We start from the raw sequence: 26,582 nt of genomic DNA, 5'->3' as shown, positions 1-26,582 counted from the left end.
GCCGCTAGCACATCGCGGCGAACCGGGCTATGCTTGAGCCCTGTCCCCGGACGGTGACACTGACTGCGACGAGAGAACAATGACACGACATCAGGATGGACGGCAGTGAGCGGGGGTGTGGGGGGACGCATTGCACTGGTGGCGAACGAGATGGTGGCGGGCTGGCTCACCGACGGGGGCGATGGCCCGAGCCTCACCTATCGCTCCGAGTATCTCGACGGCCCGCAGGCGACGCCGCTCTCGCTGAGCCTCCCGCTCGCCGAGGACGCCCACAGCGGTGAGGCGCTCGGTCGCTGGCTCTCGCACCTGCTGCCGAGCCGTCGTGGGGTCCGTGAGCAGCTTGCCAGCGAATGCGCGAGCGGTGACGCACGCCCTGTCGCGCTGATCGGCGCGCTGGGCGCAGACGCCCCGGGCGGGTTCTCCTGGCTGCCGGAGCGTGCGCTGCGCCTTGCCCGTCGCGGGCCAAGCCGCGAGGTGCTCGCGCTCGCCGCGATGCGCCAGCTCGCCGCCGCCCTGCCCCGGGATCCGCTCGGCGCGAGTCACCCCTGGCAGCGCCTGACGCTCGGCGGGCGGCAGCCGAAGACGGCGCTGCTTCGCGAGTCCGGCAGCTACGGCCGTGTCCTGCATGCGACAGCGAGCAGCCATATCCTCAAGCTCCCGGTGGATGTCGAGGGTGTGGAGCTCAGTGATGCTGCGCTCAACGAATGCTTCTGCCTGCTGCTCGCCGATGCGCTCGGGCTCGCCGTGGTCGACCCCGAGGTGCTTGGCTTCGATGCGGGGGCGGCGCTGCTCACGCCGCGCTTCGACCGGGTTGTCGACGAGGGGCTCCCCGGGGTACAGCGTCGCCACGTCGAGTCACTCGCCCAGGCGCTCGGTGCGGGCCCGGCCGGCGAGCCGGTGACGCTTGCCGCGGCACTGAGTCTCCTCGGCGCGGGCGGTGGTGGTCGTGATGACCAGCGGATGCTCCTTCGCGCCGTGGTGATCGCCTCCCTCCTCTGCCTGCCCGGGCTTGACGCAAGCAACTGTCCCCTGGCACTCGCAGCCGATGGCCGCTACCGCCTGCTCCCCTGCCATGGACTGCGCAGCCTCGCGCCCTCATTCGCGCTGCTTGGCAGTGGCGATTACCTGCCGCGCCTTGGCTTTGTGATCGATGATCGGCGCGTCGCGCTGGATGTCATCGACGCGACACTACTCGAGCGTGTGGCCCGCGAGGCGGGGCTTGAGGCGGGCAGCGGGCGTGCCCTGGTGCGCGAGGTCGCCGAGCGCGCCCCGCAGCTCCTCCAGCGGGTGCGCCGTGAGCTCCTCGGCAGCCACCGCCATCCCGCCATCGAGGCGATCATCACCCACGCACTCGCGCGCGCCGAGTCGCTCGCGGCAAGCCTCGGGCACTAGCGCACGGTGGCGCAGACGTGTTGGACTCAGGGCTCTCCCGGTCCTGCCGAGAGCATGGCCGCGAGGGCGAGCAGCGCCGCCCCGACCCCCACATGGGCCGCGAGCACCACCAGCAGGAGACTCATGGGCCGCCCTCGTGGTGAGGCGTCTGCCCGCGCGCCAACGCCTCGGCGCGCGCACCAACCCGGCGAATCGCCTCACGCAGACACTCCGGCTCCGGGAGGCGCGGCCAGCGCCTGCCATTGGCATCCGCCTCCAGGGGCAAAGACACCGGCGCCCGCGGATCGACCGCCGACCAGGCCTGCCAGAGGGTTGTCATGGCAGGCCCGATGATAAGCCCCGAGATCGCCTCCCAGCGCGCCTCGTTGGGGGCATTCAGGTAGGCGAGGATGGCCCGTTGCGTCTCCTGCGACAGTGGTCCGTGCAGGTTGTGGCAGCCGCGGAAAAGCCCAGGCGCCGCGAGCGCCTCGGCGCACTGCGCCTGCTGGGCGCGCTGATAGGCCTCACGCTCCGCTGCGTCCTGCGCGGCAAGCGCCGCCTGGTGCTCGGGGTCGCGTTTGAGTGCCGGGTCCTCATGCTGATACCAGACATCCTCGGCGACTACCCGGAAGATCTCGTTCTCGCAGGCCGCGCGCGAGGCGTGGAAGCGAGCGTAGGCGCTGACACCTGCGCCGCTTAGGACCATGTCGTTGGGGTCGATGCCGGCCGCCTGCGCCGTCTCGCACACCGCATTGGGGCCTTTCTCGCGGAGAATCGCCTTTAGCACCGGGTGGTCTTCGGCGTGCGGCACCCGCGCCGCGGGGGATGATGTGACAACCCGCCCGCTCGGGATCAGCTCGCAGAGAAAGTAGCGATCCCGCTCGCACTCGAGCACATTGAAGCGCCGCCCATTCGGCAGCGTGTAGTCAAACTCCCGCCCCTGCCCGGAGCCAGGTTCTGCGGGGGTGATGCGCGGCAGCAAAGAGAGAGTTCCGGCCATGGAAGTGTGCCCCGGGGTCTTGATTCCTGACGATTGGGATCAGTATACCACGGGGCGCTCGCTTGCCGGGCAGCCGCACGGGCGTCTCAGGCGGCGCGACGGGCCGCCTCGATGGCGCCAACGGGAATCACCCGCGCCGGGGTGAGCACCACCGCCGGGGCCGCGCGATCAACAGGGGTGCGGCGGGCAAAGGCGCGCCAGGCACGGATAGCCAGTGCGCGCAGGACCCGGGCCTGCTCGCGGCGGGCAGCGCGCATGATCGCGTCCATCTCGGCGTAGGTGGGGATGTTGCTGTCAGTGTTCTGCATGGCTGGATACTCTTGTGGTGATTTAATTTTAAACATTTTAACCATATTGCTGCTGCGCAACATCCGGTTGGGGGGATCAGCCGTTGTGCCGCCAAGGATTAAATTACGACTTATAATTACCCAGATGAGTCCGGGGTGTGTACGCTAGGCGTATGGACACACGATCCCCCTACGCGCTGCTCTTCCATGGCACGGCCCATGGTTTTGCGCAGTTTCGCCTAAGTGACAACGCCCGGGAGGCGAACAATGCCCTTGGCGTACACCTGGCCGAGTCGGAGCTCGCGGCGCGGACGTATGCCCAGTGCGCCTGCGCGGATGCCGGGGCGGCAAGCCCCCGGGTGCTGCTCTGCCTCGCCGAGATCGCCTCGCCGTGGATCTGCGAGATCGCGGAGGCGTTCTTCTCCCTGGGAGGTGCTGATCGTGCCCGGCTCCTTCGCGGCGGGTTCGACGGCATCATCACCGAACCGGTGATCGATGATTCGGTGTGGGTCGCTTTGCGGCCCCAGGCGGTCGTGATCCTCGGGGGCTATGCCCTTGGCCATGGCGATGCGCTTGCCATCGACGAGCCAGAGTCCGGAGGCTGGCTCGCCGACATCGACCCGGTAGGAGTCATCCGGCGGATTGCCGCGCGGCAGGATTTCGCCTGGCGCCCTGGTGGTGAGCAGCGTCTCGCCCAGGCACTCGCCCCCCGGGCGCGCAGAGTCGCGCAGACGCCCTCGCCCTCGCCATCGCCCTAGCCCTGCCCGCCAACCCCGGGTCAGCGCCTCACTGGACGTCGTGGCGCCTGTTGTGAGACAGGCGATAGACTGCAATAGACGACAATAGATTGGTAAGTTAGGATAAACTCTCTACAGTCTGGTCTCGCCGTTGCCGCATCGATGGGCAGGTTTGTACGAGGCCACCCGAGCCGAGGTCTTGACTGCGATGGACCCCATAAGAAATCCCTTCGCGCCTGGTGCTGGAACGCCTCCGCCAGCACTGGTCGGTCGCGACGACATCCTGTCTGCTGCGGACATCACCTTGCAGCGCATTCGCAGGGGGCGCCCTGACAAGAGCCTCATGCTGCTTGGACTTCGTGGCGTCGGGAAAACAGTGCTGCTGAACAGGATCGGAGAGATTGCCGAGGACATCGGGTACTACGTCGTAATCCTGGAGGCGCCGGAAGGGCAGCGTCTGGCGAGCTATCTCGCGCCAGCGCTGAAGGGCTTGCTGATCCGGTTAAGTCACACGGAAAAGGCCAGGGACCTGGCGAGGCAGGCGCTTGGTGCCCTGCAGGGGTTTGCCAGTGTCTTCAGGGTGTCCATCGGCGAGATCAGCGTTGAGGTTGTGGATCCGCATGTCGCAGACAGTGGGAATCTCGAAGTCGACTTGCCGGGATTGCTGGTGAGCGTCGGCAAGGCTGCGCGCGCGGCCGAAACGAGCGTTGCCCTTCTGATTGATGAGGTTCAGTACCTCGGCGAGGAGGATCTTCGTGCCCTGATCGTCGCATTCCATACGATCAGCCAGCGGGGCTTGCCTGTGGTGCTCTTTGGGGCCGGACTCCCCCAGGTTGCCGGACTCGCCGGAGATGCGAAATCGTATGCTGAAAGGTTGTTCGACTATCCATCTGTGGGGCCACTGAGTGTCCCCGCTGCTATGGATGCCATCAGGCAGCCCATCGAGGCTGAGGGCGCGGAGATTTGGGACAATGCGCTCGCCATGATCGTGGAGCAGACCGAAGGGTATCCCTATTTTCTTCAGGAGTGGGGAAAGCACGCATGGCGGGCCGCCGAAACATCACCGATTGATCCGGAAGATGTCGAAATCGCGCTCGTAGAAGCGATTGAGGCGCTGGACAGGAGCTTTTTCCGGGTTCGGTTTGATCGCCTCACCCCACGAGAGCAGGACTATCTCCGGGCGATGGCTGAGCTCGGGCCCGGCCCCCATCGCTCAGGTGAAATAGCAAGGATTCTGGGGAAACGGGTGGAGAACCTGGGGCCGCTTCGCAGCGGGCTCACGAAGAAGGGAATGATCTGGAGCCCGTCGCACGGGGAGACCGCATTCACGGTTCCCCTCTTCGATGAGTTCATGCTGCGTGAAGTGCCGAACTGGGGCCCACCCGCCTAGTCGGCTACCTCAGGAGGCGCGGCCTTGGTGGCCAATCGCTGCCTGAGGGCATTCTGCGCGCACACGGCGCCTGCGCTCGGCGCGCTAGGCCGGATCAAGCTGATCGCGGATCCGCGCCGCCAGTACACCTGCTCGCCACGCTCTTCCGATGTTAGCAGGGCCGGCGCCGCGGAAAAGCCGCCCGTCCCCGGGGCGGTTGGCTCAGGCGGCGGCAGCACCCCCCTCCCGGCCCGCCAGGTAGCGCTCGGCGAGCGCCTGGATGCGGCCCTTGTCGCTGTGCCGTCGGCGCACCGGGGCGTTGGGGTCAATGATGGCCGCTGACTGCGCGTCCTTCAGCCCCAGGAGCTCGACCATGGGCGGGTCTGAACCATCATCGGTGTTGAGATAGATGGCGTCGACCACCGTTGTCTGCCCCTCACGGTAGAGCCGCCCGACGAGCTGCTCATGGACCTTCGGTGACCAGTCGAGCTCGCCGGCGACCACGGTCGAGCAGCGGTACTGGATGCCATCGAGCCCAGCGGCGGAGCGCAGCGAGATGATCATGAGGTTGGTCTCCCCGCTCGCGAAAGCGCGCTTGGCCGCCTCCTTCTGCGCCGGTGACTCGCTGCCGGTGTACATCACGGGGTTGAACTCGGCGAGCGCCTCGAGCCAGATCCGGTAGACCTCGCGGTGCCAACCGGCGAGCAGCACCGGCACGCCCGCCTCAAGAAGGATGCGCACGAACTGCGCCACCGCCGGCGCCTTGCCAATGCCCGTCGCCTGGCGCAGCAGCAGGTCGAGCTCGCGCCCGGCCCGCCCGCGCTCCATGAAGCTCCCGGTGGTGGTTTTCTGCGCGAGCGCCCGGGCGAGCTCCTCCACCGCAGCGAGTGCGCCGGGGTCGGAGGAGACATGCTCGACCAGGGTGTTGACCGGCGGCATCTGCTGGCCGACGTCGGCCTTGGTGCGGCGCAGGAAGACGTGCTGCTCGCGCAGGTAGGTGCCAAGCGCATCGGGGTCGCGCACCACCTGATCGCCATTGGTCCACTCGCGCAGGAACTCCTCGTGGCTGCCAAGGAGCCCCGGCTCGAGGATGTCGTAGATGTTCCACATCTCGACCCCGTAGTTGTAGATCGGCGTCGCGGAGAGCCCCAGGCGGTAGTCGGCGGCCGCCGCAAGCGCCGCGGCAGCTCGCCCCTTGGCGCTCTCCCGCCCGGTGCGAAGCTCCTGGGCCTCATCGAACACCGCCGCGGTGAAAAAGCCGGTCTGGAAGAAGTCGATCCAGCCGAGCAACTGGCTGTAGCGAAAGAGATAGACATCGGCCTCTGGCAGCGCGTAGGGCCGCGCCTTTCTGATCCGGTGAACCCGAAGGGTCGTGAAACCGGTGAGCTTCTCCTCCCACTGGTACTGGAGATTGGTCTGCACGACAACTGCTGCGGGCAGCGTGCCCGGCGAGACCATGAGGCCTGCCGCGGAGTAAGTCTTGCCGAGGCCGACATCGTCGCCGAGAAGCAGCGTGCGGCGCGAGCACACCAGGTCAATGGCCTGGCCCTGGTAGGGGCGCACGGCCTGCCCGGGCCTGAGCCCGGTCAGCACACTCGGCGTGTAGTCGGGTGTCAGGATCTCCTCGCGCTGCGTGCAGGAGCGGTGGTAGCGCCGCTCACCGGCAAGGAGCGCCTTTCTGTCCGCCGCCTTCATCGCAAGCGGGTAGCGCGCCGTGAACCAGGCAAGATCCGCGCAGTGGATGTCATCGGCGGGGAAGCGAAAGACGCGCGTCTCCCACTTGGCAAGCCGCGGGAAGAGCTGCTTCAGGCGAATGGCGACATGCGGGGCGAGCTCGCAGAGCACCCAGCGCCCCGCCTCCTTGTCACGGGCAAGTTCTCCGTAGGTCCGCATCAAAGCCACCCCGCGCCAAGCGAGAGCACCCGCGCAGGCTTGCCGCCGATCGTCCCGGGCAGGCTGATCGCGGTATTGGAGACAAGCAGCAGCCCACCGATCGCCGGGGATGCCGCGTAACGCTCGAGCTGGCGGTAGATCGCCATGCGCGGGGCGCGCAGCTTCACCTCGATGCCAACACCGGCCTCGCACTCATCACCGACCAGAAAGTCGATCACAGAAACGGCATCCAGCACCACCTCGCGGCGCGCCGCGAGCCCAGCCCTCTCGAGGAGATCCCCGATCTCAGCCTGGGTGCGCTTCTCGCGGGTGAGCGAGAGCCGCGCGCCGTCGAGCGCGTCCATCACATGCATGAGGGCCGCGAGCGCCCCTGTCTGCCCGCCTGTCATCGTCTCGCACGCCACCGCCTGCCCTCGCCCCGCTGTAGGATCTTTTTATTTTCCCTTTTTTATATACGCCATGCAAGCCCGGCCTGCCCGCCGGCGGTGGGCCGGGCTGCTGGGTCCTCGCCTTGCGCCGCGCGCCCTAGCGCCACTCCCTCGGCGGGGTGATCGCAGCGAGGGCGCCGCCGAGATCGCGACAGAAGCGCTCGCCCCGCTCGGTGAGGCGCATGCGCTTCAGGCGCCGGTCGACTGGATCCTCCTCACGGCTCACCAGGCCAAGGCCATTGCCGACATCGCAGAGCTTGGAGATGTTGCGCGAGGTCCCGCCGAGGGTAAGACCAAGGCGCTCGGCGAGGTCACTCATGGCGATACCCGGGTGGGCTGCGATCAGCGCGAAGCAGAGCACGGCCTGCGCCTCGATGCGGCTGTCGAGCGCGCGCAAATGCCCCGTGGTGGTGATCAGGGTGTGGATGGCGAGGGTGTCCTGGCGCATGGTCTACTTGATCTCCTGTCGTGGTGGCCTGGCGGGCCACGGTACCCGAGTAGTCCCGGAAAGGCGAGCGGGGGTCGCCCACGATGCCGATGCGCGCGCTTGCGGGTGCGGTCCCTCGACACGGCAGACTGGAAATAAACCCTAAAATAATGTATTGTTACCGGTAACCTTGCAGACTCCAGGATACCCCCATGGACCAGCGACTGCTGCTGATCGACGCCTCCTCGTGCTTCTACCGCGCCTTTCACTCCCGCGCCCCGCGCCAGAGTGCCAGTGGCGAGGAGATCGGCGCCATCATGGGCGCCTACTACGGCATCGAGGAGCTGGTGCACGCCCACCCGTCGAGCCACCTGGCGGTGGTCTTCGATGTGCCGGGGGCAACCTTCCGCGAGACGCTCTACCCCGACTACAAGGCGAACCGCGGGCCAAAGCCCCCGGAGGCGCTCTCCCAGCTCGCCCACCTCCAGCTGCTGCTTGGCTATGCCGGCTACCCGGTGGTGGCCGTGCCCGGTATCGAGGCCGACGACACCATGGGCACCTTCGCGCGCCTCGGTGCCGAGGCCGGCCTTGATGTGGTGATTGCAACGCCGGACAAGGATCTCTGCCAGCTGGTCGATGAGCGGATCAAAATCTGGGACCCGCGCAACAACGTCCTGCTCGATGCCGAGGCTGTGCAGGCGCGCCACGGGGTTGCCCCGGCGCAGATGATCGACTACCTGACACTGCTCGGCGATACCTCCGATAATATCCCGGGGGTTGACGGCGTGGGACCGAAGACCGCCGTGCGCTGGCTTGCTGACCACGGCACGCTTGACGCCATCATCGCCAGCGCCGACAACGTCAAGGGCAAGGTCGGCGAGCGGCTGCGCGCGCATCTGCCGCAGTTCGCGCTCTGCCGGGAGCTTGCCACCATCCGCTGCGACTGCGAGACAGGCCTGGCTCTCGCCGACCTGGTGCGCGAGGAGCCACTGACCGCGGCCATGGCGGCGATGATGGCAAGCCTTGATCTCGGCGGGCTGCCGAAATCGATCAGCGGCGAGGCCGCAACGCCGCCTGCCCCGCCGTCTGTCAGCGCGCCGGTGGCAGCGTCTGCGGCGCCACAGACCCCGCGCAATGACGACCCCCAGGTGGCCATGGGCTTCTAGTTCCTTATTGACTTATATTTTATTGTCTGTATAATAAAGGACTCAGACATCAGAGGAGCTTCCCATGGCAGCGATCAACGCCGCGTTCACCTTCTCCGCCGTGCCGTTCCTCGCCCACCGCGGGCTTGTCATCTCGTTTGCCTTTGATGAGCGCCACCCGGACATGCAGAGCACCTACTTCTACGGCTGCGAGGGGTTTCTCTTTGACCTGCGCGACGTGGTGCCCGATGCCGGAGTGGCGAGCTGTGACTGGACGCGTGAGTATGCCGAGACACTGATCCGCCGGGCGATCGATGATGGCAGCCTGCGGGCGTATCTCGATGACGCCGAAGACCTCGATGAGGTGGACGAGACGTTCGCGATCGCCGCGAAACGCGCCAAGGACCCCGTTGTCCCCGCCGCCATTGACCTCCTCCTGCATGCGGATTTCGCCGTGGCGAATGGCGAGGGTGTCGATGCCGTGGTGGCACGCGGCGAGATGGCGGCTGCCATCCAGGCGGCGGTCAGGCGCGCCATCGCCGCTGGGGAGATTCCCCATATCGCACCAGGCGGCAGCCTCTTTATCGGCTGATGGACCCACCCGCCGGGCTCGCAGCGCGCGGGCCCCCGGCGGATAGGCAACACGAACCCAGGAGAAGAGAGCACCATTTGACATCCTCACCGGCCTGAAGGCCGATGATTCCTACGGCGCTCAGGCTACGCATGGAGCGTACCCTGAGTCGCTTCGGTGGGTTCCTGCTGCTGGCGACATTACTTCATCGCTCACTTCACAGGCGAACCGGGCGTGTCCCGCCCTTAGAATATTGATGGCGCCGACCAGGTCCGCATGCTCCTCGAAGCCGCAGTCCAGGCACGCGAACAGTGCCTGCTTGCGCCGGTTGTCCTTCGACACATGGCCGCAGCGCGGGCAGGTCCGGCTCGTGTTCTGTGGCGCCACGGCGATGAGGCATCCGCCGCTCCACGCGAGCTTGTAGTCGAGCTGGCGGCGGAACTCGAACCATCCCTGATCGAGAATCGCCTTATTCAGGCCGGACTTGGCCCGAACATGTCTCCCCGGTTTCTCAACGCAGCCCGCCGCCGACTTCGACATGTTGCGCACCTGCAGCTCCTCGATACACACCATCGCGTGGCTTTTGCTGATCGTGGTCGTGGCCTTGTGCAGGTAGTCGCGGCGGGCATTGCCGATCCGGGTGTGGATGCGCTGGATACGCGCCTTTGCCTTCCTCCAGTTGCTGCTGAATTTGGTCTTGCGGCCCATGGCCTGCTGCGCCTTGCGCAGGGACCGCTCGTGGCGCCTGAAGCTGTTCAGTGGCGCATAGAACGTGCCGTCCGAGAGCGTTGCGAAACGCGCGATGCCCATGTCGATCCCGATCGCGCTGACGGCTTGCGGCAGCGGTTGCTGCACCTCGCGCTCGGTCTGTATCGACACAAACCATTTGCCACCCGCCTGGCTGACGGTGACATTTTTCACCGTGCCCAGCACACCCCGGCTGTTGCGGTAGCGAAGCCACCCGAGCTTCGGCAGGTAGAGGCGGCTGTTCGCCTGGTCGAGCCGGAGCTGCTTCGGGTCAGGGTAGCGGAAGCTCTCGGACAGCCCTTTCTTCCTGAACCGCGGCCGCTCGGCGCGCTTCTCGAAGAAGTGGGTGTACGCCCGGCAGAGATCCTTCAGCGACTGCTGCAGCGGGTGCACCGGCGCATCCGCCAGCCAGGCGGTCTCGGCGCTGTTGCGCCATTCGGTGAGAAGCTTGCAGAGACCCGCATAGCCGAGGTGCTTCTCGCCCTGCCGATAGCGCTCCTTCTGAAGCGCCAGCGCCCGGTTGAAGACGAAGCGGCACGCGCCGGCGAAGCGGCGCATCTGGCGCTGCTGCTCGCCGTTGGGGCGCAGCTCGAACTTGAAAGCTTGCTGGCGCTTCATAGCCTCTATTATAGTTTGGCCTATGGCAACTGACAACGACTTGAGGCACGGTAGGCGCTGCGTTTTCAAGATGCACGTGCATTTGGTCTTTGTGGCGAAGTATCGCCGCAATGTATTCGATGGCGACGCCATCGAGCGACTGCGCGCGATCTTCGCACGCGTCTGCACCGACTTCGATGCAGCCCTGATCGAAATGGATGGCGAGGACGATCATGTACACCTGCTGGTCGAGTATCCACCAAAGATCGCCGTCTCGAGCCTCGTGAACAGCCTCAAGGGCGTGTCCAGCCGCCTTCTGCGCAAGGAACGCCCGGATATCCAGAGTCGCTACTTCAAGGGCGTCCTTTGGTCGCCCTCCTACTTTGCGGCGAGCTGTGGTGGCGCGCCGATCTCCATCGTGCGCCAGTACATCGAGCAGCAACAGACGCCGGCCTGAGCCGCAGGGGCGGCTGCGCCGCCGGCGCTATCCTTCCCCGCCCTGAACGGCGGGGCTTGTCGCGCACTTGGTCAGCAACAGCACGCCGGAGGCGCACGGGCTTCATCTAGTGACCATTCACTAGGAGAGCGCCATGATCAACCACCCCACCCCCCTGCTGCTTGAGACCCGCTGCGGGCAGTGGATTGCCTTTGCCGACGCGAACACGTTTCGCGCCCGCGTGCCGTCCTACTTCTACCGCCACTTCGGGCCGCACTTTCGCCCCGTGCCGCATGACCCGCTTGCCCGGGTCTTCTGTGTGCCGCGCCACCTGCACCTTGGCGAGATCACCCTCACCGCTGCCGGTATCTGCGCTCGCCTGCGCGATGGCCATGGCCGCATCCGGGACCCGCGCACGCTCCCCGGTGCGCAGCGCATCGTGACCCGTCGCCCGAGCCGACGCCGACGCCGCGCCAACACCGGTGGCTATCGCAACGTCCGCCACAGCGCCCGCCAGGAGCTTCGCGCCGATGCGGCCACCCGTGACCAGGCCGGGGCGCTTGGCCTTGGTCGGGACGCACTAGTGCGCGCGCGCCGCGCGGCCTACGTGCGCCACACCCTCGATGACTTCGACGCGCCGCTGCGCGGTGAGCGCTCGGGCTGGAAGAATAACCGCAGACAGCAGTACCGCGCGCGCCCTCACTCGCCCGGGGCGTGAAGACTAGCCGCGGGTGGGGGCACAGGCGCCCTCGCCCGCGCCGGCAAGCGCTGCCGCACGTTGAGCGACGCGGACCAGCTGCGCGTGGCTGAGCGGCGCACAAAGCCCCGGGAGCGCGACGCAAAGCGCACGCGCCCCCGAGCCCCCGTCGGCGCAGAGCACAACCAGGAACAGGCAGTCCTCGAGCGGGCCATCGCTCGCTGCCGCCATGAAGCTCGTCGTGCTCGCCACATAGTGCACCAGCGCTCGGCTGTAGAGCACCGCCTCGCGCGCCTCAAGCGCGCCCTCGGCGTCGCGATCGGCAAGCGCGAAGAGGCCGCGCTCAAGCACCTGCCGTGCGACATCGCGCTGCTCGCCGAGCGTCCCGGCGAGCGAGATGAGCTCCAGGGGGTCGGCGCGACGCGAGAGCCCGCAGTCCGCGCGCAGATCCCACAGGGAGAGCTCGATTCCGGGACCCGGTGTTTGCCGCGCAGGCTCTTCTGTGCCGATCAGCGCCCGCAACGCGGCAATCGCGCAGTACGCATCGAGTCGAATCACCCGTCCCATTGCCACTCCCCTGCCGCTGTCCTCCGGGGAGTCTAGCGCCTTTTGGGCCGCACCCGCAGCCCCGCCCGCGGCCTGCCTGCCGAAGACTGGCAAAAGCCCAGCACCTGCACTACCTTGCCGGAAGGGCCATGGCTTATGGTTCCGCCCGGGACAGGGGCCCGGTCAAAACGCCAAGGAGGACTCGTTATGCGTTTTTCCTACCCCGCGCTGATGCGCTACGCTGGTGGCCAGGAGATTGAGCTCACCTTCCCCGACCTGCCCGATACGCCAATCGCCCAGGGCGAGGAGCTCGAGGCCTATCGCCAGGCAACCGAGATTCTCACCGAGGCGCTGGCCACGCGGCTGAAGATCGGCGCGCCGCTGCCTGCCCCGGCCCCGGAGAGCGGGGACACCTCGGTGCCGGTGCCCGGTTGGCTTGCCGCCAAGCTTGCGCTGTACTTCGCGATGCAGCGCACCGGTGTGCGCTCGGCGGCGGAGCTTGGCGGGGCCCTTGGGATGAACGCAAAGAGCGCCGCGCGGCTGCTTGACCCGGATAAGCGGGCGCGGCTTGAGGATATCGAGCGGGCGCTCGCCGCCCTTGGGCTCAGACTGACGCTCGAGCTCACCACCCGCGGCGAGGGCTCGGGGATCGCGGCGCACTAGCCCGACGGCGGGGCTAGCGCAGCAGCTGGATCGGCTCCTGGAGCGCCCGGTGCGCGCGGCGCCGGGCGTGTCGGCAGTGTGCGGCAAGGACTTCCCCTGCGCGCGCCGCACTGACCGTGCCGACGCTGCCAACCCGGCCATGGATGATCGTCTCGCTCTCGGCGATGATCGCCTCGCGCGCATAGGCCTCGCGGGTCATGATCGCCGCACCCTCGCCCACGAGGGCGTCCGGCTCGAAGTCCGCGGCGAGGCGCAGGCAGCGCAGCTCGCCGCCACAAAGCCCGAGCAGGAACTCACCACTGTAGCGCTCCAGCGCGGGCAGTGACCAGTCATCGGGGTCGAGCCCCAGGTGCGCGCGGTGCGCGCCGATCAGTGGCTCGAGCGCCGCTGTGTAGCCACTGCGCGTGCGCCCCGGCGAGTCGGCGAGCACGTCCGTCAGGATCCGCTCGACCGCCTCGCGGTCGCTTGCAAGCGGCGTGTAGTCAACCCCCGTACCGGCGAGAAAGGCGAGCAGCCCGGCGGCGATCTCATCGGCCTCCTGCTCCATCTGCAAGCGCCCATCGGCGCTGTAGTCGGCGGTGCGCTCGAGGTAGTAGAGGCGGTTGTCGTAGCGGTGGTAGAAGTCGACCACCATCGGCGTGAAGGTCTCCGGATAGCCCGCTGGCTGGTAGAAGGCGGAGAGCAGCAGGGGGCTGTCGGTGATGATGTAGTCGACCTTGCCGACCAGGCGGTTGAGTCGTCGGTGCTGCTCGGCGAAGACGAAGATCTGGTCCTCGAGCAGCGAGAAGTGTCCGTCCCAGACCACGTCCTTGGCGAACTCGGTGACGAGCTCAACGCGCATGCCGCGCATCTTCATGGCATGAAAAAGCCCTGCCGCGACGGTGGACTTGCCCGCGCACGGCGCGCCAATCAGGTTGATGATCCGGGTGGTGGTCACGGTAGCTGTCTCCTTTCTTATTACTCCATTATATCTCAGAAAGGGACGCCATCGGTCGCCCTTTTCATTGACTTATAATTAATTACAGGTATAATAATAGGGTCGCAACAGGAGGTGAATCGTATGGCAGATGCGGACTTTCGGACCCGGCTGGCCGAGGCCGATGCGATGGTGCAGGTTGCCATCGAGGAGCTCCAGGCGCTGGTGCATGCCGAGGTGCGTGGCTGTTCGCATGAGTCACTTTTTGACCATGACGGGCATGGCATGCCCTGGGGGCGCGATCGGCTGACCTGCCTGCATTGCGGTGTCTCCGTTGAGGCAGGCATCGGTGGCAGCCTGTCGACGCCGCTGATCTCGCTCTCCGGCGCCAATCTTGTCTCCCGCACCAGCCGCCCGGTGCGCGTGCTGCTTCGCCTGACCCCCGAGGTCTGCTGGGCGCTGCGTTTTCCGCGCCGCTTTGCGCCGGACTACCTGTCGCAGGTGCTTGCCGAGACGCCCTGGGGTGCAGATGAGGTGCTCGCCGCCGATGCCGGTGGCTATGCCCTCGAGGGGGCCCCTTACGCCAGTCACGACGACTGGCGTGCCGCGGTCTACAGCGACTAGGCCAGGCCACCGTTTTTTGGTCTGTACGGCAACCTGCCTATACTGGGCAGACTTCATGAGTGCGCCTTTGGGCGCAGCAGCGATGGGACGGGCCGCATGCACGATGACAACGCCGCCGGGGAGATGAGCGCAGCGACGAACCCACTTGGCATCTGCCGCGTGGTGCTGCTTGACTCCTACCTGCCGCGCACCGCCTCCGAGCTCACCATCGATGGGCACTTGAGCATCACCGGGCGCAACAGCACCGGCAAGACCAGCCTGCTGCGGCTGCTGCCACTTTTCTTCGGCGCTGAGCCCCGGCGCCTGGTGCGCCCCGGGCGGGAGGGCGGACTGCTCTCCTTTGCCCACTACTACCTGCCGCGCGCCGGCAGTGCGATCGTCTTTGGCTATCGCACGCAGCGCGGCGAGCAGATGGCCGTTTTCATCCCCAACCCCCGTCAGGAGGGGCTTCGCGCGCTGCTGATCGCAGGCGCTTACGACCCGGCGCTTTTCATTGCCCCGGATGACAGCTTCCTGCCGAGCGAGGAGCTTGCCGCACGCGCCCGCGCAGAGGGCCGCCTGGTCGAGCCCTGCACCTCCTACACCGCCTACCGCAACCTCGTCTTCGGCAGCGCCCGGGAGCGCGGCAGAACGGAGGCGGCGCGGCAGTTCAACGTGCTCCACGGCACCGGTGCGCTCTCCGGGCAGTCGCTTGGCAACATCCACACCATCCTCACCGCGACGCTCCATAACCACATCGACGAGCGGCTTTTGCGGCGGCTGCTCTTCGAGCAGGCCGCAAGCGCCAACCCCGCGCACTCCGAGGACGCGCTCTCGCGCATCAACCTCGACCCCGAGCTGCTGCGGCGCTGGGTCGGCAACCACGCCGGGCTCACCACGTTGCTCTCGCTGCGCGAGAGCGCGCGCACGACCCTTGAGAGCGCCGATGCGCTGCGCACCGCCGCGCAGGATGTCGCCATCCACCGTGCCGCCGCAGAGAGGCGCCTTGCGCAGAGCGGCGAGCAGCTTGCGCGCGCCGAGAAGACCATCACCACCCAGATAGCACTGATCGGCGAGATTGACGGGAAATACCAGCTCGCGCAGAAGGCCCATGAGCAGGCGCGCGGCGCGGCCAATGACAACAAGAGCGCCGCGGAGTCGCGAATCAGGGGCTTTCGACTCAGTGAGCAGCGCCTTGTTGAACGCGGGATCGAGGATGCCAGGGCCATTGCCCCCTCGCTCGCTGATCGCCGTCAGGCGGAGGAGGCCGCCGGCAATCGCCTCCAGCTCCTGAAAAGCGAGAACGCCGATATCGAGACCGCCCTTCGCGCCCAGTGCGATGCGGCTCAGGCACATTGTGCGGAGCAGCAGCGCGCGCTTCGCGACGAGCGCGAGCAGGCCGATGCCAAAGCCCAGCAGCGCCGAGTCGCGCTCCGGGAGCGCGACCGCGCTGCGCTCGCCGCACTGCGCGAGCGCCAGCGCGAGGCGCGAAGCGCGCTTGCCGAGCGCCTTGAGCGAGCCAATGGGCAGCGCGCTGATGCAAGGGCGAATGTGCGCGTCGCCGACGCCGACGCCGCCCTGATCGAGGCCCATCAGGCCATGCTGAGTCAGCAGGTCGCGCTGGGGCGTGACATCCAGGAGGCGCAATCCCGGGTTAATGACGCCGGGCGCAGCCACCGCGAGGCGGTCGAGCGCCACCAGGCGGAGCAAGCCGCCCAGGATGCGCGGCTTGCCGAGCGCCGTCGCAAGGAGGAGGCGCGCAACGACCTCACCGAGCAGCTTGAGCGCCGCGGCACGCTTCTGCACTTCGTTCGCGAGCACGCCCCGCAGGCGGAAGCCCAGATGAGCGCGGTGCTGAGCCAGGGCACGGCGCTGCTCCTGAGCGAGACGCTCTCGCCTGCGCGTGCAAGCAGCATCGAGAGCAGTCTCTACGGCATTGAGATCGACCTCTCGCGGCTCGCGCCTGCGTCGTCGGTCGACGCCGACCTCAGGGAGGCGCTTGAGCAGGTCACGCAGCGCCTTGAGGCGCTGCGCGGGGAGCTTGAAAGCGGGGAGCGCGCCATTGCTGATGCCGAGCGCGCAGCACGCGCGCTCGCCAAGGCGAAAAGCGAGGCAGACCTGGCGCTCTCGCGCCTGCGCTCGCAGGAGAGGGCACTCGGCGATGCCGAGCGCGCCAAGCGCGAGGAGATCGAGGGGTCCCGGGAGGCGGCTGTCCGCGCGGCCAAAGAGGCGCATGCCGCCGCCGATGAAGCGTGGCAGCGCGCTGATGCCGATCTCAAGGAGATGATTGAGGCGCAGCGTCTGGAGGAGGAGACGCTTGTCGGTGATCACGATGCCGATGGGGTCGCCCTGGAGGCCGAGATCAGTAAGGCGCTCAGCGTACTCAGTGCGCGCGCCGGGGCCCTCGAGCGCGCGCGCGACGAACAGGTTGCGGCCGCGGAGGCGGCCGCAGACAAGAAGCGCTCGGAGCGCGGCGTCGATGAGCGCATCCTGCTCGACGCGGCCGAGGCCGTCAGACTCGCCACGGCGGCGCGCAAGGAGGCGCAGGAAGCGAAGCTCCTGGTCGAGGAGTGGGACATGCTCCAGAAGCAGATTGACGAGGAGCGACCGGGGCTTGAGGACACCGTGCAGCGCCTGGCAGCGGAGATCCAGGCGCTCGATCGCGACTGGAGGGCCGCCGCCGAGTCCCTCGCCGAGCGGAAGAGCGCCGCAGAGCGGATGCTTCAGCAAGCGCGCCAGGAAAAGGAGTCTGCCGAGGCAGCCATTGGTCCGCTCGAGACGCTTCTCGCCATGCCGGTCACACTGGAGGTGGACGAGGTGCCCGAGGTGCAATCGGTCAGCCTGCGCGCAGGGCTTCCGATCGCCGATCTCATCGCCTCGGCGAGGCGCGCCGGGCAGGCGGTTGCCGAGGGCAGCCAGGCGCTTCGCAAACACCTGGCAGGCTTCCAGCGCAACTTCACCCGCACGCAATCGGCGTTTCTGCGGGAGTTTGCCGCGAGCGAGGGCTATGCCGATCACGCCGGCAGCAGCGAGGCGGCAGAGCTCCTTCAGGCCGCCGGCTCGATCGAGCGCCTCTTCGGCGCGGCCGATGAGATCGACCCTGGCGCGCGACACCTCCCCGACGGGAGCCATGGCGCGAAGCTCGAGGCCATCGTCGCCGAGTTCCTGGTCCACCAGTTCGAGCTCGATGGCTTTGTCGAGGGACTCGAGGCGGTAAGCCGGGAGGTGCGCCGCCAGGCCGCCACCATCCAGAGCGCCTACCGCCGCCTGCTCTCGGCGATCGAGAGCGTTGACGCCGTCGAGATCGAGGCCGCCTTCGACCTCTCGGCAATCGACGGTTACCACGCCGCAAAGCGGATGAGTACTGCGCTTCGCGCCTACGCCGAGGAGCGCGATCGCGCCGGCGATACGCTGCTGCTACCCTCCGAGCAGCTGGTCACGTGCACCGAGGCGCTTGCCAACTATCTGGCAGGCCATGCCCATCGGCGGCGCAACGAGCTCTGGGAGGCCGTGCAGCTTGCCTTCACCGTGACCCGCATGGGTGGTCGCGAGCGCAAGCACTGTCGCCACGGCGACACCCTGGTGGCCGCCTTCTCCTCGGGCATCGGCATGCTGGTGGCGGTCACCGTGCTGGTGGGCTTTCTCGAGAATCAGCGGCGCGATGCGCCGATCGCCGTGCCGTGGATGCTCGATGAGCTGCTCGCGCTCGACGAGGAGAACATCCGCCAGCTGCTTGCCGCGATGGAGCAGGAGCGGATCTACCTCATGACCACCTCGCCGGATGTGCCCGCCGAGGTTGACCCCTGCTTCCGCCGCCGCTACGTGCTCCAGTCGGAGAACGCCCGGGGCGAGCGCCTGGCCGCACCGATCTTCATCGAGTCAGCACCCCGCGCCCAGGCCGGCGACCCCTTCGATGTGCTCGATGCGGGCGACACCGAGGCCCTGGCTGTGGACGGCGCCCACCAGGAGGGCTCGCATCATGCGTGACCAGGACGGCCTCGCCGCCGACTTCCCGCAGCTCATCGAGGCGCTGCTCGCCGGAGGGGCGCTCTGTGAGTACCGCCACCCGCGACTCCACCGGCTCGTCTGCGAGCCCGACAGCGCCGAGCGCCTGGAGGCCGAGCGGATTCTCGAGCGCCTGGGGCGGGTGCTGCGCGAGAGCGACGGGGTCTACTACGCCGCCTTCGACGGGCTCGATGCGAGCGTCGAGGAGGCGGTCTCAAGGCAGTTCACCCGCTACCTCGATGATGAGCCGCTTATCACCGAGTTCACCGAGCTGCTGCGCCAGAGCCTCACCGGTGGCGAGGTGCTGGTGGCAGGGGATCGTTTCCGCTTCGATGCCGCACTCTCGCGCATCACCGCCTCGCAGGCCCATCGCGAGAGCCTCCAGCGCCTTGCCGCACTGGTGCAGCGTCAGGGCAAGGTGCGCGACCGAAGCCCCGATGAGGCGCTGCGCCGGGTGGTGAACGCGCTCACCGATCGCGGCTATCTCTTTGAGTCCTCCCGCGAGGCGCAGGAGTATGTGCTGACCGGCGAGTACCAGCTCTTCGCCCATTGGCTTGCCTTCGCGCTCGACCAGGAGGGCTTTGTCGATCAGGGGGAGGACGCGGAGGACAATCGCGCGCAGGCCCAGGAGCAGCTGCTGTAATGGCCGGCGACGCCGCGCAGACGCCAGTCGCCGGATTCCTGCGGCTACTGAACGCGCACGCCGAGCTGATCGAGAGCCTCTTCCATCAGCGCGAGATCCACGTTGCCGCGAGCGAGCAGCGCCTGCTCGCCGAGCTCCAGGCGCTTCGCCGCGAGCGCGTGGTGACGCTCGAGGGCGATGGGCTTGGCGGCTACACCGTGCGCCTTCGCACCCAGCTGCGCGCGCTGCTCGCCACCACCCAGCGCGGCCAGCGCCTCCAGGACGTGGGCCTTGACATGGCAAGGCGCCTTGAGACGCTGCGCCACCTCGCCGGGAGCTGGCAGGCGGCGATGACCGAGCGCGACGCGGAGGTCTCCGAGACGCTCGCCGAGCAGATCACCGACCTGATCGAGGAGGTCGAGCAGGGCTTTGGCGAGCAGCTCGAGGGGATCAACGAACAGGTCGGTATCCGCTATGGCTTTGGCGCACAGCTCACCCAGCGCATCCGCGACTTCGATCTGTACATGCGCCGCCTGGAGGTGATGCGCGAGGGGGCGCAGAGCTTCCTTGATGAGCTCCAGGACGAGAGCTACATCACGGTCACCCCGGTGGGGCTCCTCGTCGCGCGGATGCGCACGCGCTTTCGCGCCCACGGGGCCGAGATGGCGCGGCTGCTCGATGAGCTCGAGCGCTTCATTCACCGCGCCCGCGCCCGCCAGGCGCAGACCCGGCGCTGGGCGCGGCAGATGGCCTGGCTGCGGCGCCACCGCCCGACCCTCGACTGGGAGCAGGCGCAGGCGGCGGCCTCACGGCTACCCACCCTCGCCCGGGCCCCTGCAATCCCGCTTGCGGGCCACCCTGACTGGGCCGGCGAGGTGTATTCAGAGACCTACGCAAGGCTGCTCGCGCGACTTCGCGCCCGGCGGCGCAAGCAGGCCGATCGGCGGCGCACGCTCGAGGACTCGGGGTCTGTCAGCACCACGCCTGCGATGATCGATGCGGCGCGGGCCGCGGCCGATGCCCGCCAGGCCGCCCGCTGGGAGGCGTCGGGGTGGATCGAGGACTTCCTCCGCCAGGTGGTGCGCGAGGCCGCCGCCGGATCCGCCACCGGCGTCTCCGCACTCGACTTTCACGCCGCGCGCGCCGCCGATGCGCCGCCGGATGCGTTTCTGCCGACCCCAAGAGCCTGGCTGAACGCGTTGTCGCTCCAGGCGTTCATGAATCGCCACAGCGGTGGCGCGCGGTTTTTCGAGCGCTTCGAGCTCCACCTCGACCCGCCGCTGCCGCGCGGGGTTGTCACCGGCCAACTTCAACTCCACGACCTGCGGGTTCGCCTGCGCGAGGGAGTCATTGAGCGGATGCGCCGCGCGCGGGGGGTTGGCGCATGAGCCAGCGCTACCGCGACGAGGTCGAGGCCGCCTGCGCGCTTGCCCGCACCAGCGAGCCCGCCCTCGACAGCCTGGTGGCTGCCCGGGGCGGGAATCTGTCGTTGCACCGCCGGCTTGCCGTTGGCCGCCGCGAGGGACGACTGCTGCGCTTTACCCAGCGCGACCGGGAGATCGTCCGTCGAGACCTTGAGCGCGCCGGCATCGATCCCGCCTGCGGGCTCCCCGAGAGCGCCACCTCGCGCACCGCGCTTGCCGCCCACCAGAGGAGCGAGAAGCGCGGCGCGCGGGGCATTGCCGCTGACCGCGCGCTCCTCGCCCTCGCGCCACTGCCCGGCAGCCCGCCTCAGATCGGCGGCAAGACGCTCTGCCTGCCGCCTGGCAGCCACCTGGTGGCATCGGCCGGGACACTCTCGATCGACGCGCTCGACTGGCTGCTCACCGTTGAGAACTACGAGACCTTTCTTGATTTCGCGAGCACGGCCCCCGGCGGCGAAATGCCCCCCGGGCAGGGCGTCCTGGTCCTGCGCGGCAGTCCCGCCTTCCCCGGCGGCTGGCGCTATGCCCGCCACCTCGCCGAGTCGCGGGGTGTCGCGCACTGGCACGCCCCGGATGCCGACCCGGCCGGACTCCTTACCGCAGCCCAGGCCGGCATTGCCGGTGTGCTCCTGCCCGCGGTCGATGCGCTGGCGACGCACCCGCTCACCAGCCCTGCCCTCTTCCACGACCAGGCGCGAGAGTTCGGCGCGCTGATCAATCGCCGTGACACGTTCCCGGGGCTCGCGCCCTGGATCGACTGGATGGCGGCTGCCGAGGCCGCGGTCACCCAGGAGAGTGCGCGCGCCGCCGCCCTGCCGCTGGTCTGGCAGGGGCTTGGCTGACCATCGACCTTCGCGCCGGCAGCGGCGGCCTGCTGCCCGCCTGCAAGGGGGGGGGTTGGCGCAAGCGCCTTGAGAGCCGGTCACCGATAGCCTTAAATAAGCGCAGGCGGCAGAAAGTGGCTTCCCGTCGCGGTTATTCTGGCATCCCAGGGCGCCGACTGCCCTCAAAAGGGCATGCCCCCGGGATACCCTTAAATAAGCGCAGGCGAGCGTTGTGTATACTTTGTGTATGCCAGGTGACCCGCTACAATCGAGGTGAGTCAGGTAGGGTAGAGTCGATGGAAGCGGACGAGAAATACCTCCGCAAGCAATACCTCCTCTCGGCCGAGCAGGTCAGAAAAATCGAGCGTCTGCGGACCCGGGGTGACCCTGTCGGCGCAACCGAAATCGTCCGTCGCGCCATTGATGCCTATGATCCCGATGAGCCTTCCGTTCGCGCTGAGGACGCGGCGGCGCTCGATGCGATGGAGCAAGCCCTGCAAGAGACACGGGCTGCGCTTTCCGCCATCCGGGAGCGCGTTGCCGCGCAGACCGCCCCGGAGATGATCGCCGAGCGCGAGCGCGGCGTCGCCGATGAGATCCGGGCGCACTATGCCGAGCACCCCGAGGCGCTCGACGCGCTCGGCGACATGCTTTTTGGCAGCGACGGGGGGCGCGATGGGCGTCTTTGATCGATTGTTTCAGTACACCCAGAGCGTGATTACCCTGATACGCGAGGTTTTGGAACTGGGCGGGGCGGTCGAGCGCATGGAGGCGCGCTCGCTTGCGCAGGGCGAGCGCCTGGTTCGCATCGAGACCATCATCGAGCTCGCGCAGCAGCGCCGCCGAGTGCAGCGGCCCGCAGAGGATCGCTAGGCGGCGGCAAGCGCCTGGCGGATCACACCCACTGCACGCCAAGGCCGAGGCGCTGCGCCTCGGCAAGCAAGGCGTCGAAGTCGGCGAGGCGCCGCTCAAGCCCCTCGGCATCAAGGCCCATGGCATGGATCGCCGGTGCGCCGTCGCGCACGATGCGCTCACCGCCCGCACTATCGACGACGCGAAGTGTCGCGCGCGCGGGCGTGCTGTAGCCCTCGCGGGTGTGCTGTGCGAGCCCGCCGTTTCGGGCAAGGAGGATGGCGCGGCGCACCGCCGGGATGTCCGCACAGGCGATCTCCCCATCGCTCTCCCCGCCAAGCCCGGCGGCGGCGATCACGGCAGCCGCATTGGCATTGCAGAAAGACAGCGTCGGCCACTCCCCCTCGAGGTCGTAATAGCCGCCGGCATCGCGCTTGTAATAGGCGCGTTCCCAGTCCGCCATCTCCGCCTCGAACGCCTCGCGGGTCTCGTTGTGGCGATCGTGCAGGTAGACCTTGCGGGTCGGCTCCACCACGCCGCCACTCGCCACAATCGAGATTTCGATACCCATGTCTTATCTCCCCTGACTTTTATTTAATTATACGCTTATTAAATGCAAAGTCAATCCCGATGACGTGTACCATCGGCGCCACCCAGCCCTGCGCGAGGCCCCGGATGGCGACGGGGCGGGTGCACGGCTCGCGCGCTTACGTCCGTGTTGCGCCAATGGGGGCCCTGCGGCCTTCGATGAAGGTGTTCTTCACCCGCCGGGAGACCAGGATGTAGGGAATCCAGATCAGTGCGCTCAGCACCAGTGTGGCAATACCCTTGATATCGCCCTCCAGGTAGGGCACGGGATCCCCGGTCACCGTTGACATCATCAGGTACTCGATGGGGACGTAGGCAAGGGCAAGGCCAAAGACGGCCAGGTAGAGTGCGGGAAAGAGCCAGTGGCGCATGAAGAAGAGAATGATCAGTGCCACCGCCGCCAGGATCATGATGCAGGTGTAGGCGGCCTCGATCAGCAGCGCCGCGTACCAAAGGGGATGGTAGGCCGGCCCCGCCGGGTCGGTCAGCCCCCACATGATGTCCGGGTCCTGGAACACTGTTATTGTCGCAGAGAGCGCTCCCAGTTGGGCAATCGGTGCGATTATAATCTGCAGGCCGATCAGGATCAGCCAGCCCCAAGCCCCCTTGGTCCATCGTTCTGCTGCCCACCTGCCATGCACCACCCCCGGTCGATTGCGCTTGTTCTGACAGCCTCCCCGGGCTTGAAGCCGGGCATCTCCCTTGCACTCAAGTGTCTGTCGCGCCCCGAGTGCTGCCCTTTGCGGGAAACTCCAAGTCTAGCGTGATGAGACAGCCAGCGCTCTCCCGCAACGACTCACCCGGCGCGCCGCGGCACCTGTTGCACCGAGAGCGCGCCCCTCGGTGAGAAGCGCGAGCCCCTAGCGCTTCTCGCCAAGCGTGATGGCCTGGAGCTCGTGGCTTTGCCTGCGGAAGCTCGCCACACAGTAGAGGGGCTCGCCTTTGATGCGGCCTGCAAGCAGGAAGTCGTACCCGGGCGTCGGGCCGTCGAGCTCGACCGCCTCGAAGCCGGTGATGTCGATCGTCTCGCCGCTGTACCCGCGCGTCCAGTCCTCGACCCGCAACTCGCCGGCTGTCACCAGCCGCACCCGCCCCTCGGCCCGGTGGCGCTCAAAGCTCTCACGCGCGCAGGGCGGCGCGCCATGGGGTTCGAACCCGGCCAGAATCTCGGCTGCGCGCGCATCCCCGGCGTTCGCGTTCGCCTCGATGTAGGCCAGTGCCCGACCAAAGGCGTGGGGTGCATGGTCGACCTCGATCGTATCGCCCAGGTGGAGCTGGAAGGTGGCGGGATCGGCGAAGGTGAAATCGATGGCGCTCGGCGCATCAGCCCCGGGAGCCTCCTTGCGCACGATCAGCGAGGTGTGCTCCCCATGGCGGTTGCCGTGGGTAAGGACAAAGAGTTCGATCGTCATGGCAGGACCCCGTTCCGGCTGGCGGCAGCTCACCCTATATATTATAGGGTTTTCTATTTAAAAGTCAACTGCGGGTGGCTGGCTTGCGCACACGCTCAGGCGACCAGGGGGAGTGTCTCCTGGCTGCGCCGCGCGTAGCGCCCGCGGCCAACACGCGGGAAGTGCGTGCGTGCCACCTTTCTGATCTGCTCGCGCCAGAAGGGGTTGTCCGTCGGCCGGCGGCCCTCGACGACGCGGTAGATGTCTGCCAGGGCGCCCTCGCCGTTGAGCTCATCGAGTGCGACGTCAATCACCCGCGCCCAGAGCGATCCCCGCCCGGTCCCCTCCATCGCCTCCCGGTAGCGCGCCTCAAGGCCGTGGCTTGCCACCGTCTCGCGGTAGAGCGCGAAGCCGACCAGAGTGCGGCGGCGATCCTTCGAGAAGATCGCAAAGCACAGCGGACACTGCAGCCCGCGGTAGATGTTGCGCGGGATCAGCGTCTGCTCCATCCCCCAGCGGCTTGCGTAGCGCGCAACGCGCGATGCCGTCTGGAAGGTGTAGACCGGCAGGATGAAGCCAACCCGGCCACCCTCTGGCAGCAGCGCGTGCGAGCGCTCAAGGAAGGCGTCAATAAGCTGGGTGCGAAACGGCGGATTGCCGATCACCGCCGTTGGCCGGAAATCAATCTCGGCGCGCGTGAAGTCCCCGGTAATCACCCGCCGCCCGGTGTTGCGCCGCGCCTGCTCGGCGAGCACCGGGTCGATCTCCACGCCCAGGGCCGGCACCTCGGGCGGGATGACCCCAAGGAAGCTCCCCGCGCCGCAGGAGGGCTCAAGCACGGCATCGCCCGCGCCAAGGCCTGCAAAGTAGCGCTCCACCAGCGCCTCTGCCACCCACACCGGGGTTGGGTACTGCCCGAGCTCGGCGGTTCTGTTCATGTGCACCTCCAGCGGCAATGCTTTAATTATAGTCTTATTATTCATCAAGTCAAGTTCGGCAGTTGCCTCCGAAATCACCCGTCCGGGAGCCAAACCCCGGACGGATGGGTGGTCGTGCACTCGTCTGTTGTGTTGCTCAGGCGCTCTTGCGGGCGTTGGTGACGCCGCGCTCGCAGGCCTCTATGCAGTCGGCGAGCGCATTGAACGCCTCGCGCGGGCGTGCCTGGTGATCGCCGCCCGGCGCGGGCTGGCTTGCGGGGATGAGAAAGCAGGCAAGCCCCTCCTCGGCAAGCACGCGCTCGCGCACCGACTCGCCGCAGAGACCGCATTCGACGCGCAAGCCGCGAAAGTGCGCCAGCACCCCACGGGCGGCCTCCGTCCACTCGGCCGGGAAGACCAGAGCGTGGGCGCGAAGCGCGGGCAAATGCTCGGCGGTGTAGTAGCAGATGCCGTCGGCGAAGGCGGCATTCTCGAGGAGTTGCTGGACGGTCACGGTCATCGGCGGTCTTCCCTGCACTGGTGGTTTGGTGTGTTGTCGCGCGTAGCCTACCGCGGGCTGCGGCGCTGTCAATCGCCTTGATCGCGAAGTCGAGAGATTGGTCACAATTTTGACAATGCGCTCCCCGGGCCTGGAACAAACCCCCACCCCTGGTGACCCTGGGGCGCGGGCTCTGCACGGCGCTCGCTGTCGGCAAGGGGCCTAATAGATAACGGTCTAATAGCCTTTCACCCATTCGGATTTCATTTCCGTACCTCTGCCGATTGATTTATTTAATTGTTTATTATATAATCAACCTGTAGCTGGTGATTAGGTGCGGTCATGCGAGAAGCAGTTCTTGCGCGTTACAACAAGCAACTCGTCGCCCTGCGCTTCTACCTCATGGGGCGCGGCTACCACACCGCGGCGCGCGCGCTCGAGTATGCCAGGCGCCACCATGCGGGCGTGCGAAAGGACGGCTTCACCCCGGAATTCGCCCACCAGGTCGAGATCTCGCTCTATCTCCTCACACTCAGGTCCGTGCGTGACCCCGAGGTACTGATCGCAGGCGCTCTGCTCCACGACGTCATAGAGGACTACCCGGTCACCCGCGAGGCGCTCGCCGAGGAGTTCGGGGCGTCCATTGCCGGCATTGTCTACACACTGTCGAAAAAGCACGACGGCAAGCCGCTCCACGGTGAGCACTACTTCGAGAACATTGCCGCCTGCCCGGTCGCCTCGATCATCAAGGGCGGGGATCGCATCCACAATGTGCAGACGATGGGCGGGGTGTTCAGCGAGGACAAGCAGCGGCACTACCTTGAGGAGGTGCGCGATCACTTCCTGCCGATGCTAAAGGCCGCGCGCTACCGCTTCACCGACCAGGCACTGGCCTACTTCAATGTCGAGCATGTGCTGCGAAGCCAGTACGCGCTTCTCGCCGCAGCCCTTGGCATGCCGCCGCTGATCGCCCAAAACGCCTGATCGACCGCTGCGCCGAGCATGCCTGTCGCACGGGGCGGGCTTA

The 26,582-nt window shown here is 67.4% G+C and carries 29 protein-coding genes; 16 read left to right on the top strand and 13 right to left on the bottom strand.

Annotation, left to right across the window (positions count from 1 at the left end):
• Positions 1–105: 105 nt before the first annotated feature.
• Positions 106–1,392: a HipA domain-containing protein gene (locus tag J2T57_RS07685; protein ID WP_253476453.1), complete on the top strand. Its 1,287-nt coding sequence runs from the start codon at positions 106–108 to the stop codon at positions 1,390–1,392.
• A 121-nt stretch (positions 1,393–1,513) separates the two neighbouring features.
• On the opposite strand, the gene J2T57_RS07680 is transcribed toward J2T57_RS07685, so the two are convergent.
• Together J2T57_RS07680 and J2T57_RS07675 are read right to left on the bottom strand one after the other, a co-directional pair.
• Positions 1,514–2,371, bottom strand: coding sequence for a hypothetical protein (locus tag J2T57_RS07680; protein ID WP_253476451.1), 858 nt, complete (start codon positions 2,369–2,371; stop codon positions 1,514–1,516).
• Positions 2,372–2,457: 86 nt separating this feature from the next.
• Positions 2,458–2,679: a hypothetical protein gene (locus J2T57_RS07675; RefSeq protein WP_253476449.1), complete on the bottom strand. Its 222-nt coding sequence runs from the start codon at positions 2,677–2,679 to the stop codon at positions 2,458–2,460.
• Positions 2,680–2,831: 152 nt separating this feature from the next.
• Between J2T57_RS07675 and J2T57_RS07670 the strand changes: the two genes are divergently transcribed.
• Both J2T57_RS07670 and J2T57_RS07665 read left to right on the top strand, forming a co-directional pair.
• A complete protein-coding gene (locus J2T57_RS07670) occupies positions 2,832–3,416 on the top strand; it encodes a hypothetical protein (RefSeq protein ID WP_253476447.1) in 585 nt (194 codons plus the stop codon).
• A gap of 187 nt (positions 3,417–3,603) precedes the next feature.
• Positions 3,604–4,785 (top strand): ATP-binding protein, encoded by a 1,182-nt coding sequence (locus tag J2T57_RS07665; protein ID WP_253476445.1) that lies wholly within the window; start codon positions 3,604–3,606, stop codon positions 4,783–4,785.
• A gap of 201 nt (positions 4,786–4,986) precedes the next feature.
• Here the strand turns inward: J2T57_RS07665 and J2T57_RS07660 are convergent, their stop codons facing one another.
• The 3 genes from J2T57_RS07660 to J2T57_RS07650 form a co-directional block, all read right to left on the bottom strand.
• Complete coding sequence (locus J2T57_RS07660; RefSeq protein WP_253476443.1) at positions 4,987–6,657, bottom strand: SNF2-related protein; 1,671 nt, start codon at positions 6,655–6,657, stop codon at positions 4,987–4,989.
• Entirely contained in the window at positions 6,657–7,001 is a 345-nt protein-coding gene (locus J2T57_RS07655) for a hypothetical protein (protein ID WP_253476441.1), read from the bottom strand. Before J2T57_RS07655 ends, J2T57_RS07660 begins: the two co-directional genes overlap by 1 nt.
• Before the next feature lie 181 nt (positions 7,002–7,182).
• Positions 7,183–7,533: a MarR family winged helix-turn-helix transcriptional regulator gene (locus J2T57_RS07650; RefSeq protein ID WP_253476440.1), complete on the bottom strand. Its 351-nt coding sequence runs from the start codon at positions 7,531–7,533 to the stop codon at positions 7,183–7,185.
• 191 nt (positions 7,534–7,724) lie between these two features.
• On the opposite strand from J2T57_RS07650, the gene J2T57_RS07645 reads away from it, so the two are divergent.
• Entirely contained in the window at positions 7,725–8,678 is a 954-nt protein-coding gene (locus J2T57_RS07645) for a 5'-3' exonuclease (RefSeq protein WP_253476438.1), read from the top strand.
• A 64-nt stretch (positions 8,679–8,742) separates the two neighbouring features.
• Entirely contained in the window at positions 8,743–9,249 is a 507-nt protein-coding gene (locus tag J2T57_RS07640; protein WP_253476436.1) for a hypothetical protein, read from the top strand.
• A 120-nt stretch (positions 9,250–9,369) separates the two neighbouring features.
• Here the strand turns inward: J2T57_RS07640 and J2T57_RS07635 are convergent, their stop codons facing one another.
• Entirely contained in the window at positions 9,370–10,593 is a 1,224-nt protein-coding gene (locus J2T57_RS07635) for an RNA-guided endonuclease InsQ/TnpB family protein (RefSeq protein ID WP_253476434.1), read from the bottom strand.
• A 22-nt stretch (positions 10,594–10,615) separates the two neighbouring features.
• Between J2T57_RS07635 and tnpA the strand changes: the two genes are divergently transcribed.
• Both tnpA and J2T57_RS07625 read left to right on the top strand, forming a co-directional pair.
• Positions 10,616–11,029, top strand: a complete 414-nt coding sequence (gene tnpA, locus J2T57_RS07630) for an IS200/IS605 family transposase (RefSeq protein ID WP_253476432.1) — start codon at positions 10,616–10,618, stop codon at positions 11,027–11,029.
• Between the two features lie 133 nt (positions 11,030–11,162).
• Positions 11,163–11,726, top strand: coding sequence for a hypothetical protein (locus J2T57_RS07625; protein WP_253476430.1), 564 nt, complete (start codon positions 11,163–11,165; stop codon positions 11,724–11,726).
• Between the two features lie 3 nt (positions 11,727–11,729).
• Here the strand turns inward: J2T57_RS07625 and J2T57_RS07620 are convergent, their stop codons facing one another.
• Positions 11,730–12,272, bottom strand: coding sequence for a hypothetical protein (locus J2T57_RS07620; RefSeq protein WP_253476428.1), 543 nt, complete (start codon positions 12,270–12,272; stop codon positions 11,730–11,732).
• Between the two features lie 186 nt (positions 12,273–12,458).
• Between J2T57_RS07620 and J2T57_RS07615 the strand changes: the two genes are divergently transcribed.
• Complete coding sequence (locus tag J2T57_RS07615; RefSeq protein ID WP_253476426.1) at positions 12,459–12,914, top strand: type II toxin-antitoxin system HicB family antitoxin; 456 nt, start codon at positions 12,459–12,461, stop codon at positions 12,912–12,914.
• Positions 12,915–12,927: 13 nt separating this feature from the next.
• Here the strand turns inward: J2T57_RS07615 and J2T57_RS07610 are convergent, their stop codons facing one another.
• Positions 12,928–13,851 (bottom strand): AAA family ATPase, encoded by a 924-nt coding sequence (locus tag J2T57_RS07610; RefSeq protein ID WP_253476424.1) that lies wholly within the window; start codon positions 13,849–13,851, stop codon positions 12,928–12,930.
• A gap of 123 nt (positions 13,852–13,974) precedes the next feature.
• Here J2T57_RS07610 and J2T57_RS07605 point away from each other — a divergent pair, with 123 nt between their 5' ends.
• The 7 genes from J2T57_RS07605 (at position 13,975) to J2T57_RS07575 (ending at position 22,181) form a co-directional block, all read left to right on the top strand.
• Positions 13,975–14,454, top strand: a complete 480-nt coding sequence (locus J2T57_RS07605) for a hypothetical protein (RefSeq protein WP_253476422.1) — start codon at positions 13,975–13,977, stop codon at positions 14,452–14,454.
• A 96-nt stretch (positions 14,455–14,550) separates the two neighbouring features.
• Positions 14,551–18,420 (top strand): ATP-binding protein, encoded by a 3,870-nt coding sequence (locus J2T57_RS07600; RefSeq protein ID WP_253476420.1) that lies wholly within the window; start codon positions 14,551–14,553, stop codon positions 18,418–18,420.
• Entirely contained in the window at positions 18,413–19,081 is a 669-nt protein-coding gene (locus tag J2T57_RS07595; protein ID WP_253476418.1) for a hypothetical protein, read from the top strand. Before J2T57_RS07600 ends, J2T57_RS07595 begins: the two co-directional genes overlap by 8 nt.
• A complete protein-coding gene (locus J2T57_RS07590) occupies positions 19,081–20,448 on the top strand; it encodes a hypothetical protein (protein WP_253476417.1) in 1,368 nt (455 codons plus the stop codon). The genes J2T57_RS07595 and J2T57_RS07590 overlap by 1 nt, the downstream gene beginning before the upstream one ends.
• Complete coding sequence (locus J2T57_RS07585; protein WP_253476416.1) at positions 20,445–21,326, top strand: DUF7281 domain-containing protein; 882 nt, start codon at positions 20,445–20,447, stop codon at positions 21,324–21,326. Before J2T57_RS07590 ends, J2T57_RS07585 begins: the two co-directional genes overlap by 4 nt.
• 278 nt (positions 21,327–21,604) lie before the next feature.
• On the top strand, positions 21,605–21,997 hold the full coding sequence (locus J2T57_RS07580; RefSeq protein ID WP_253476415.1) for a hypothetical protein: 393 nt from the start codon (positions 21,605–21,607) through the stop codon (positions 21,995–21,997).
• Positions 21,984–22,181 (top strand): hypothetical protein, encoded by a 198-nt coding sequence (locus J2T57_RS07575; RefSeq protein WP_253476414.1) that lies wholly within the window; start codon positions 21,984–21,986, stop codon positions 22,179–22,181. The genes J2T57_RS07580 and J2T57_RS07575 overlap by 14 nt, the downstream gene beginning before the upstream one ends.
• 22 nt (positions 22,182–22,203) lie before the next feature.
• Here J2T57_RS07575 and J2T57_RS07570 read toward each other — a convergent pair whose 3' ends face one another.
• The 5 genes from J2T57_RS07570 to J2T57_RS07550 form a co-directional block, all read right to left on the bottom strand.
• Complete coding sequence (locus J2T57_RS07570) at positions 22,204–22,731, bottom strand: hypothetical protein (RefSeq protein WP_253476413.1); 528 nt, start codon at positions 22,729–22,731, stop codon at positions 22,204–22,206.
• Positions 22,732–22,867: 136 nt separating this feature from the next.
• Complete coding sequence (locus J2T57_RS07565) at positions 22,868–23,389, bottom strand: DUF2569 family protein (RefSeq protein ID WP_253476803.1); 522 nt, start codon at positions 23,387–23,389, stop codon at positions 22,868–22,870.
• A 219-nt stretch (positions 23,390–23,608) separates the two neighbouring features.
• On the bottom strand, positions 23,609–24,160 hold the full coding sequence (locus tag J2T57_RS07560; protein ID WP_253476412.1) for a hypothetical protein: 552 nt from the start codon (positions 24,158–24,160) through the stop codon (positions 23,609–23,611).
• 95 nt (positions 24,161–24,255) lie between these two features.
• Positions 24,256–25,077, bottom strand: coding sequence for a hypothetical protein (locus J2T57_RS07555; RefSeq protein ID WP_253476410.1), 822 nt, complete (start codon positions 25,075–25,077; stop codon positions 24,256–24,258).
• A gap of 136 nt (positions 25,078–25,213) precedes the next feature.
• Complete coding sequence (locus J2T57_RS07550) at positions 25,214–25,576, bottom strand: hypothetical protein (RefSeq protein ID WP_253476408.1); 363 nt, start codon at positions 25,574–25,576, stop codon at positions 25,214–25,216.
• A gap of 321 nt (positions 25,577–25,897) precedes the next feature.
• On the opposite strand from J2T57_RS07550, the gene J2T57_RS07545 reads away from it, so the two are divergent.
• Entirely contained in the window at positions 25,898–26,539 is a 642-nt protein-coding gene (locus tag J2T57_RS07545; RefSeq protein ID WP_253476405.1) for an HD domain-containing protein, read from the top strand.
• Positions 26,540–26,582: the final 43 nt, after the last annotated feature.

The organism is Natronocella acetinitrilica (assembly GCF_024170285.1).
Taxonomy (GTDB): domain Bacteria; phylum Pseudomonadota; class Gammaproteobacteria; order Nitrococcales; family Aquisalimonadaceae; genus Natronocella; species Natronocella acetinitrilica.
The sequence above is the reverse complement of the archived record's forward strand: the minus strand, read 5'-3'. Positions and strand labels throughout refer to the sequence as shown.

What these genes read in the sequence shown, in the direction of transcription:
- J2T57_RS07680 (WP_253476451.1), bottom strand. Translation starts at nt 2,371, where the DNA reads ATGGCCGGAACTCTCTCTTTGCTGCCGCGCATCACCCCCGCAGAACCT.
- J2T57_RS07675 (WP_253476449.1), bottom strand. Translation starts at nt 2,679, where the DNA reads ATGCAGAACACTGACAGCAACATCCCCACCTACGCCGAGATGGACGCG.
- J2T57_RS07670 (WP_253476447.1), top strand. Translation starts at nt 2,832, where the DNA reads ATGGACACACGATCCCCCTACGCGCTGCTCTTCCATGGCACGGCCCAT.
- J2T57_RS07665 (WP_253476445.1), top strand. Translation starts at nt 3,604, where the DNA reads ATGGACCCCATAAGAAATCCCTTCGCGCCTGGTGCTGGAACGCCTCCG.
- J2T57_RS07660 (WP_253476443.1), bottom strand. Translation starts at nt 6,657, where the DNA reads ATGCGGACCTACGGAGAACTTGCCCGTGACAAGGAGGCGGGGCGCTGG.
- J2T57_RS07655 (WP_253476441.1), bottom strand. Translation starts at nt 7,001, where the DNA reads ATGGACGCGCTCGACGGCGCGCGGCTCTCGCTCACCCGCGAGAAGCGC.
- J2T57_RS07650 (WP_253476440.1), bottom strand. Translation starts at nt 7,533, where the DNA reads ATGCGCCAGGACACCCTCGCCATCCACACCCTGATCACCACCACGGGG.
- J2T57_RS07645 (WP_253476438.1), top strand. Translation starts at nt 7,725, where the DNA reads ATGGACCAGCGACTGCTGCTGATCGACGCCTCCTCGTGCTTCTACCGC.
- J2T57_RS07640 (WP_253476436.1), top strand. Translation starts at nt 8,743, where the DNA reads ATGGCAGCGATCAACGCCGCGTTCACCTTCTCCGCCGTGCCGTTCCTC.
- J2T57_RS07635 (WP_253476434.1), bottom strand. Translation starts at nt 10,593, where the DNA reads ATGAAGCGCCAGCAAGCTTTCAAGTTCGAGCTGCGCCCCAACGGCGAG.
- tnpA (WP_253476432.1), top strand. Translation starts at nt 10,616, where the DNA reads ATGGCAACTGACAACGACTTGAGGCACGGTAGGCGCTGCGTTTTCAAG.
- J2T57_RS07625 (WP_253476430.1), top strand. Translation starts at nt 11,163, where the DNA reads ATGATCAACCACCCCACCCCCCTGCTGCTTGAGACCCGCTGCGGGCAG.
- J2T57_RS07620 (WP_253476428.1), bottom strand. Translation starts at nt 12,272, where the DNA reads ATGGGACGGGTGATTCGACTCGATGCGTACTGCGCGATTGCCGCGTTG.
- J2T57_RS07615 (WP_253476426.1), top strand. Translation starts at nt 12,459, where the DNA reads ATGCGTTTTTCCTACCCCGCGCTGATGCGCTACGCTGGTGGCCAGGAG.
- J2T57_RS07605 (WP_253476422.1), top strand. Translation starts at nt 13,975, where the DNA reads ATGGCAGATGCGGACTTTCGGACCCGGCTGGCCGAGGCCGATGCGATG.
- J2T57_RS07600 (WP_253476420.1), top strand. Translation starts at nt 14,551, where the DNA reads ATGCACGATGACAACGCCGCCGGGGAGATGAGCGCAGCGACGAACCCA.
- J2T57_RS07595 (WP_253476418.1), top strand. Translation starts at nt 18,413, where the DNA reads ATGCGTGACCAGGACGGCCTCGCCGCCGACTTCCCGCAGCTCATCGAG.
- J2T57_RS07590 (WP_253476417.1), top strand. Translation starts at nt 19,081, where the DNA reads ATGGCCGGCGACGCCGCGCAGACGCCAGTCGCCGGATTCCTGCGGCTA.
- J2T57_RS07585 (WP_253476416.1), top strand. Translation starts at nt 20,445, where the DNA reads ATGAGCCAGCGCTACCGCGACGAGGTCGAGGCCGCCTGCGCGCTTGCC.
- J2T57_RS07580 (WP_253476415.1), top strand. Translation starts at nt 21,605, where the DNA reads ATGGAAGCGGACGAGAAATACCTCCGCAAGCAATACCTCCTCTCGGCC.
- J2T57_RS07575 (WP_253476414.1), top strand. Translation starts at nt 21,984, where the DNA reads ATGGGCGTCTTTGATCGATTGTTTCAGTACACCCAGAGCGTGATTACC.
- J2T57_RS07570 (WP_253476413.1), bottom strand. Translation starts at nt 22,731, where the DNA reads ATGGGTATCGAAATCTCGATTGTGGCGAGTGGCGGCGTGGTGGAGCCG.
- J2T57_RS07560 (WP_253476412.1), bottom strand. Translation starts at nt 24,160, where the DNA reads ATGACGATCGAACTCTTTGTCCTTACCCACGGCAACCGCCATGGGGAG.
- J2T57_RS07555 (WP_253476410.1), bottom strand. Translation starts at nt 25,077, where the DNA reads ATGAACAGAACCGCCGAGCTCGGGCAGTACCCAACCCCGGTGTGGGTG.
- J2T57_RS07550 (WP_253476408.1), bottom strand. Translation starts at nt 25,576, where the DNA reads ATGACCGTGACCGTCCAGCAACTCCTCGAGAATGCCGCCTTCGCCGAC.
- J2T57_RS07545 (WP_253476405.1), top strand. Translation starts at nt 25,898, where the DNA reads ATGCGAGAAGCAGTTCTTGCGCGTTACAACAAGCAACTCGTCGCCCTG.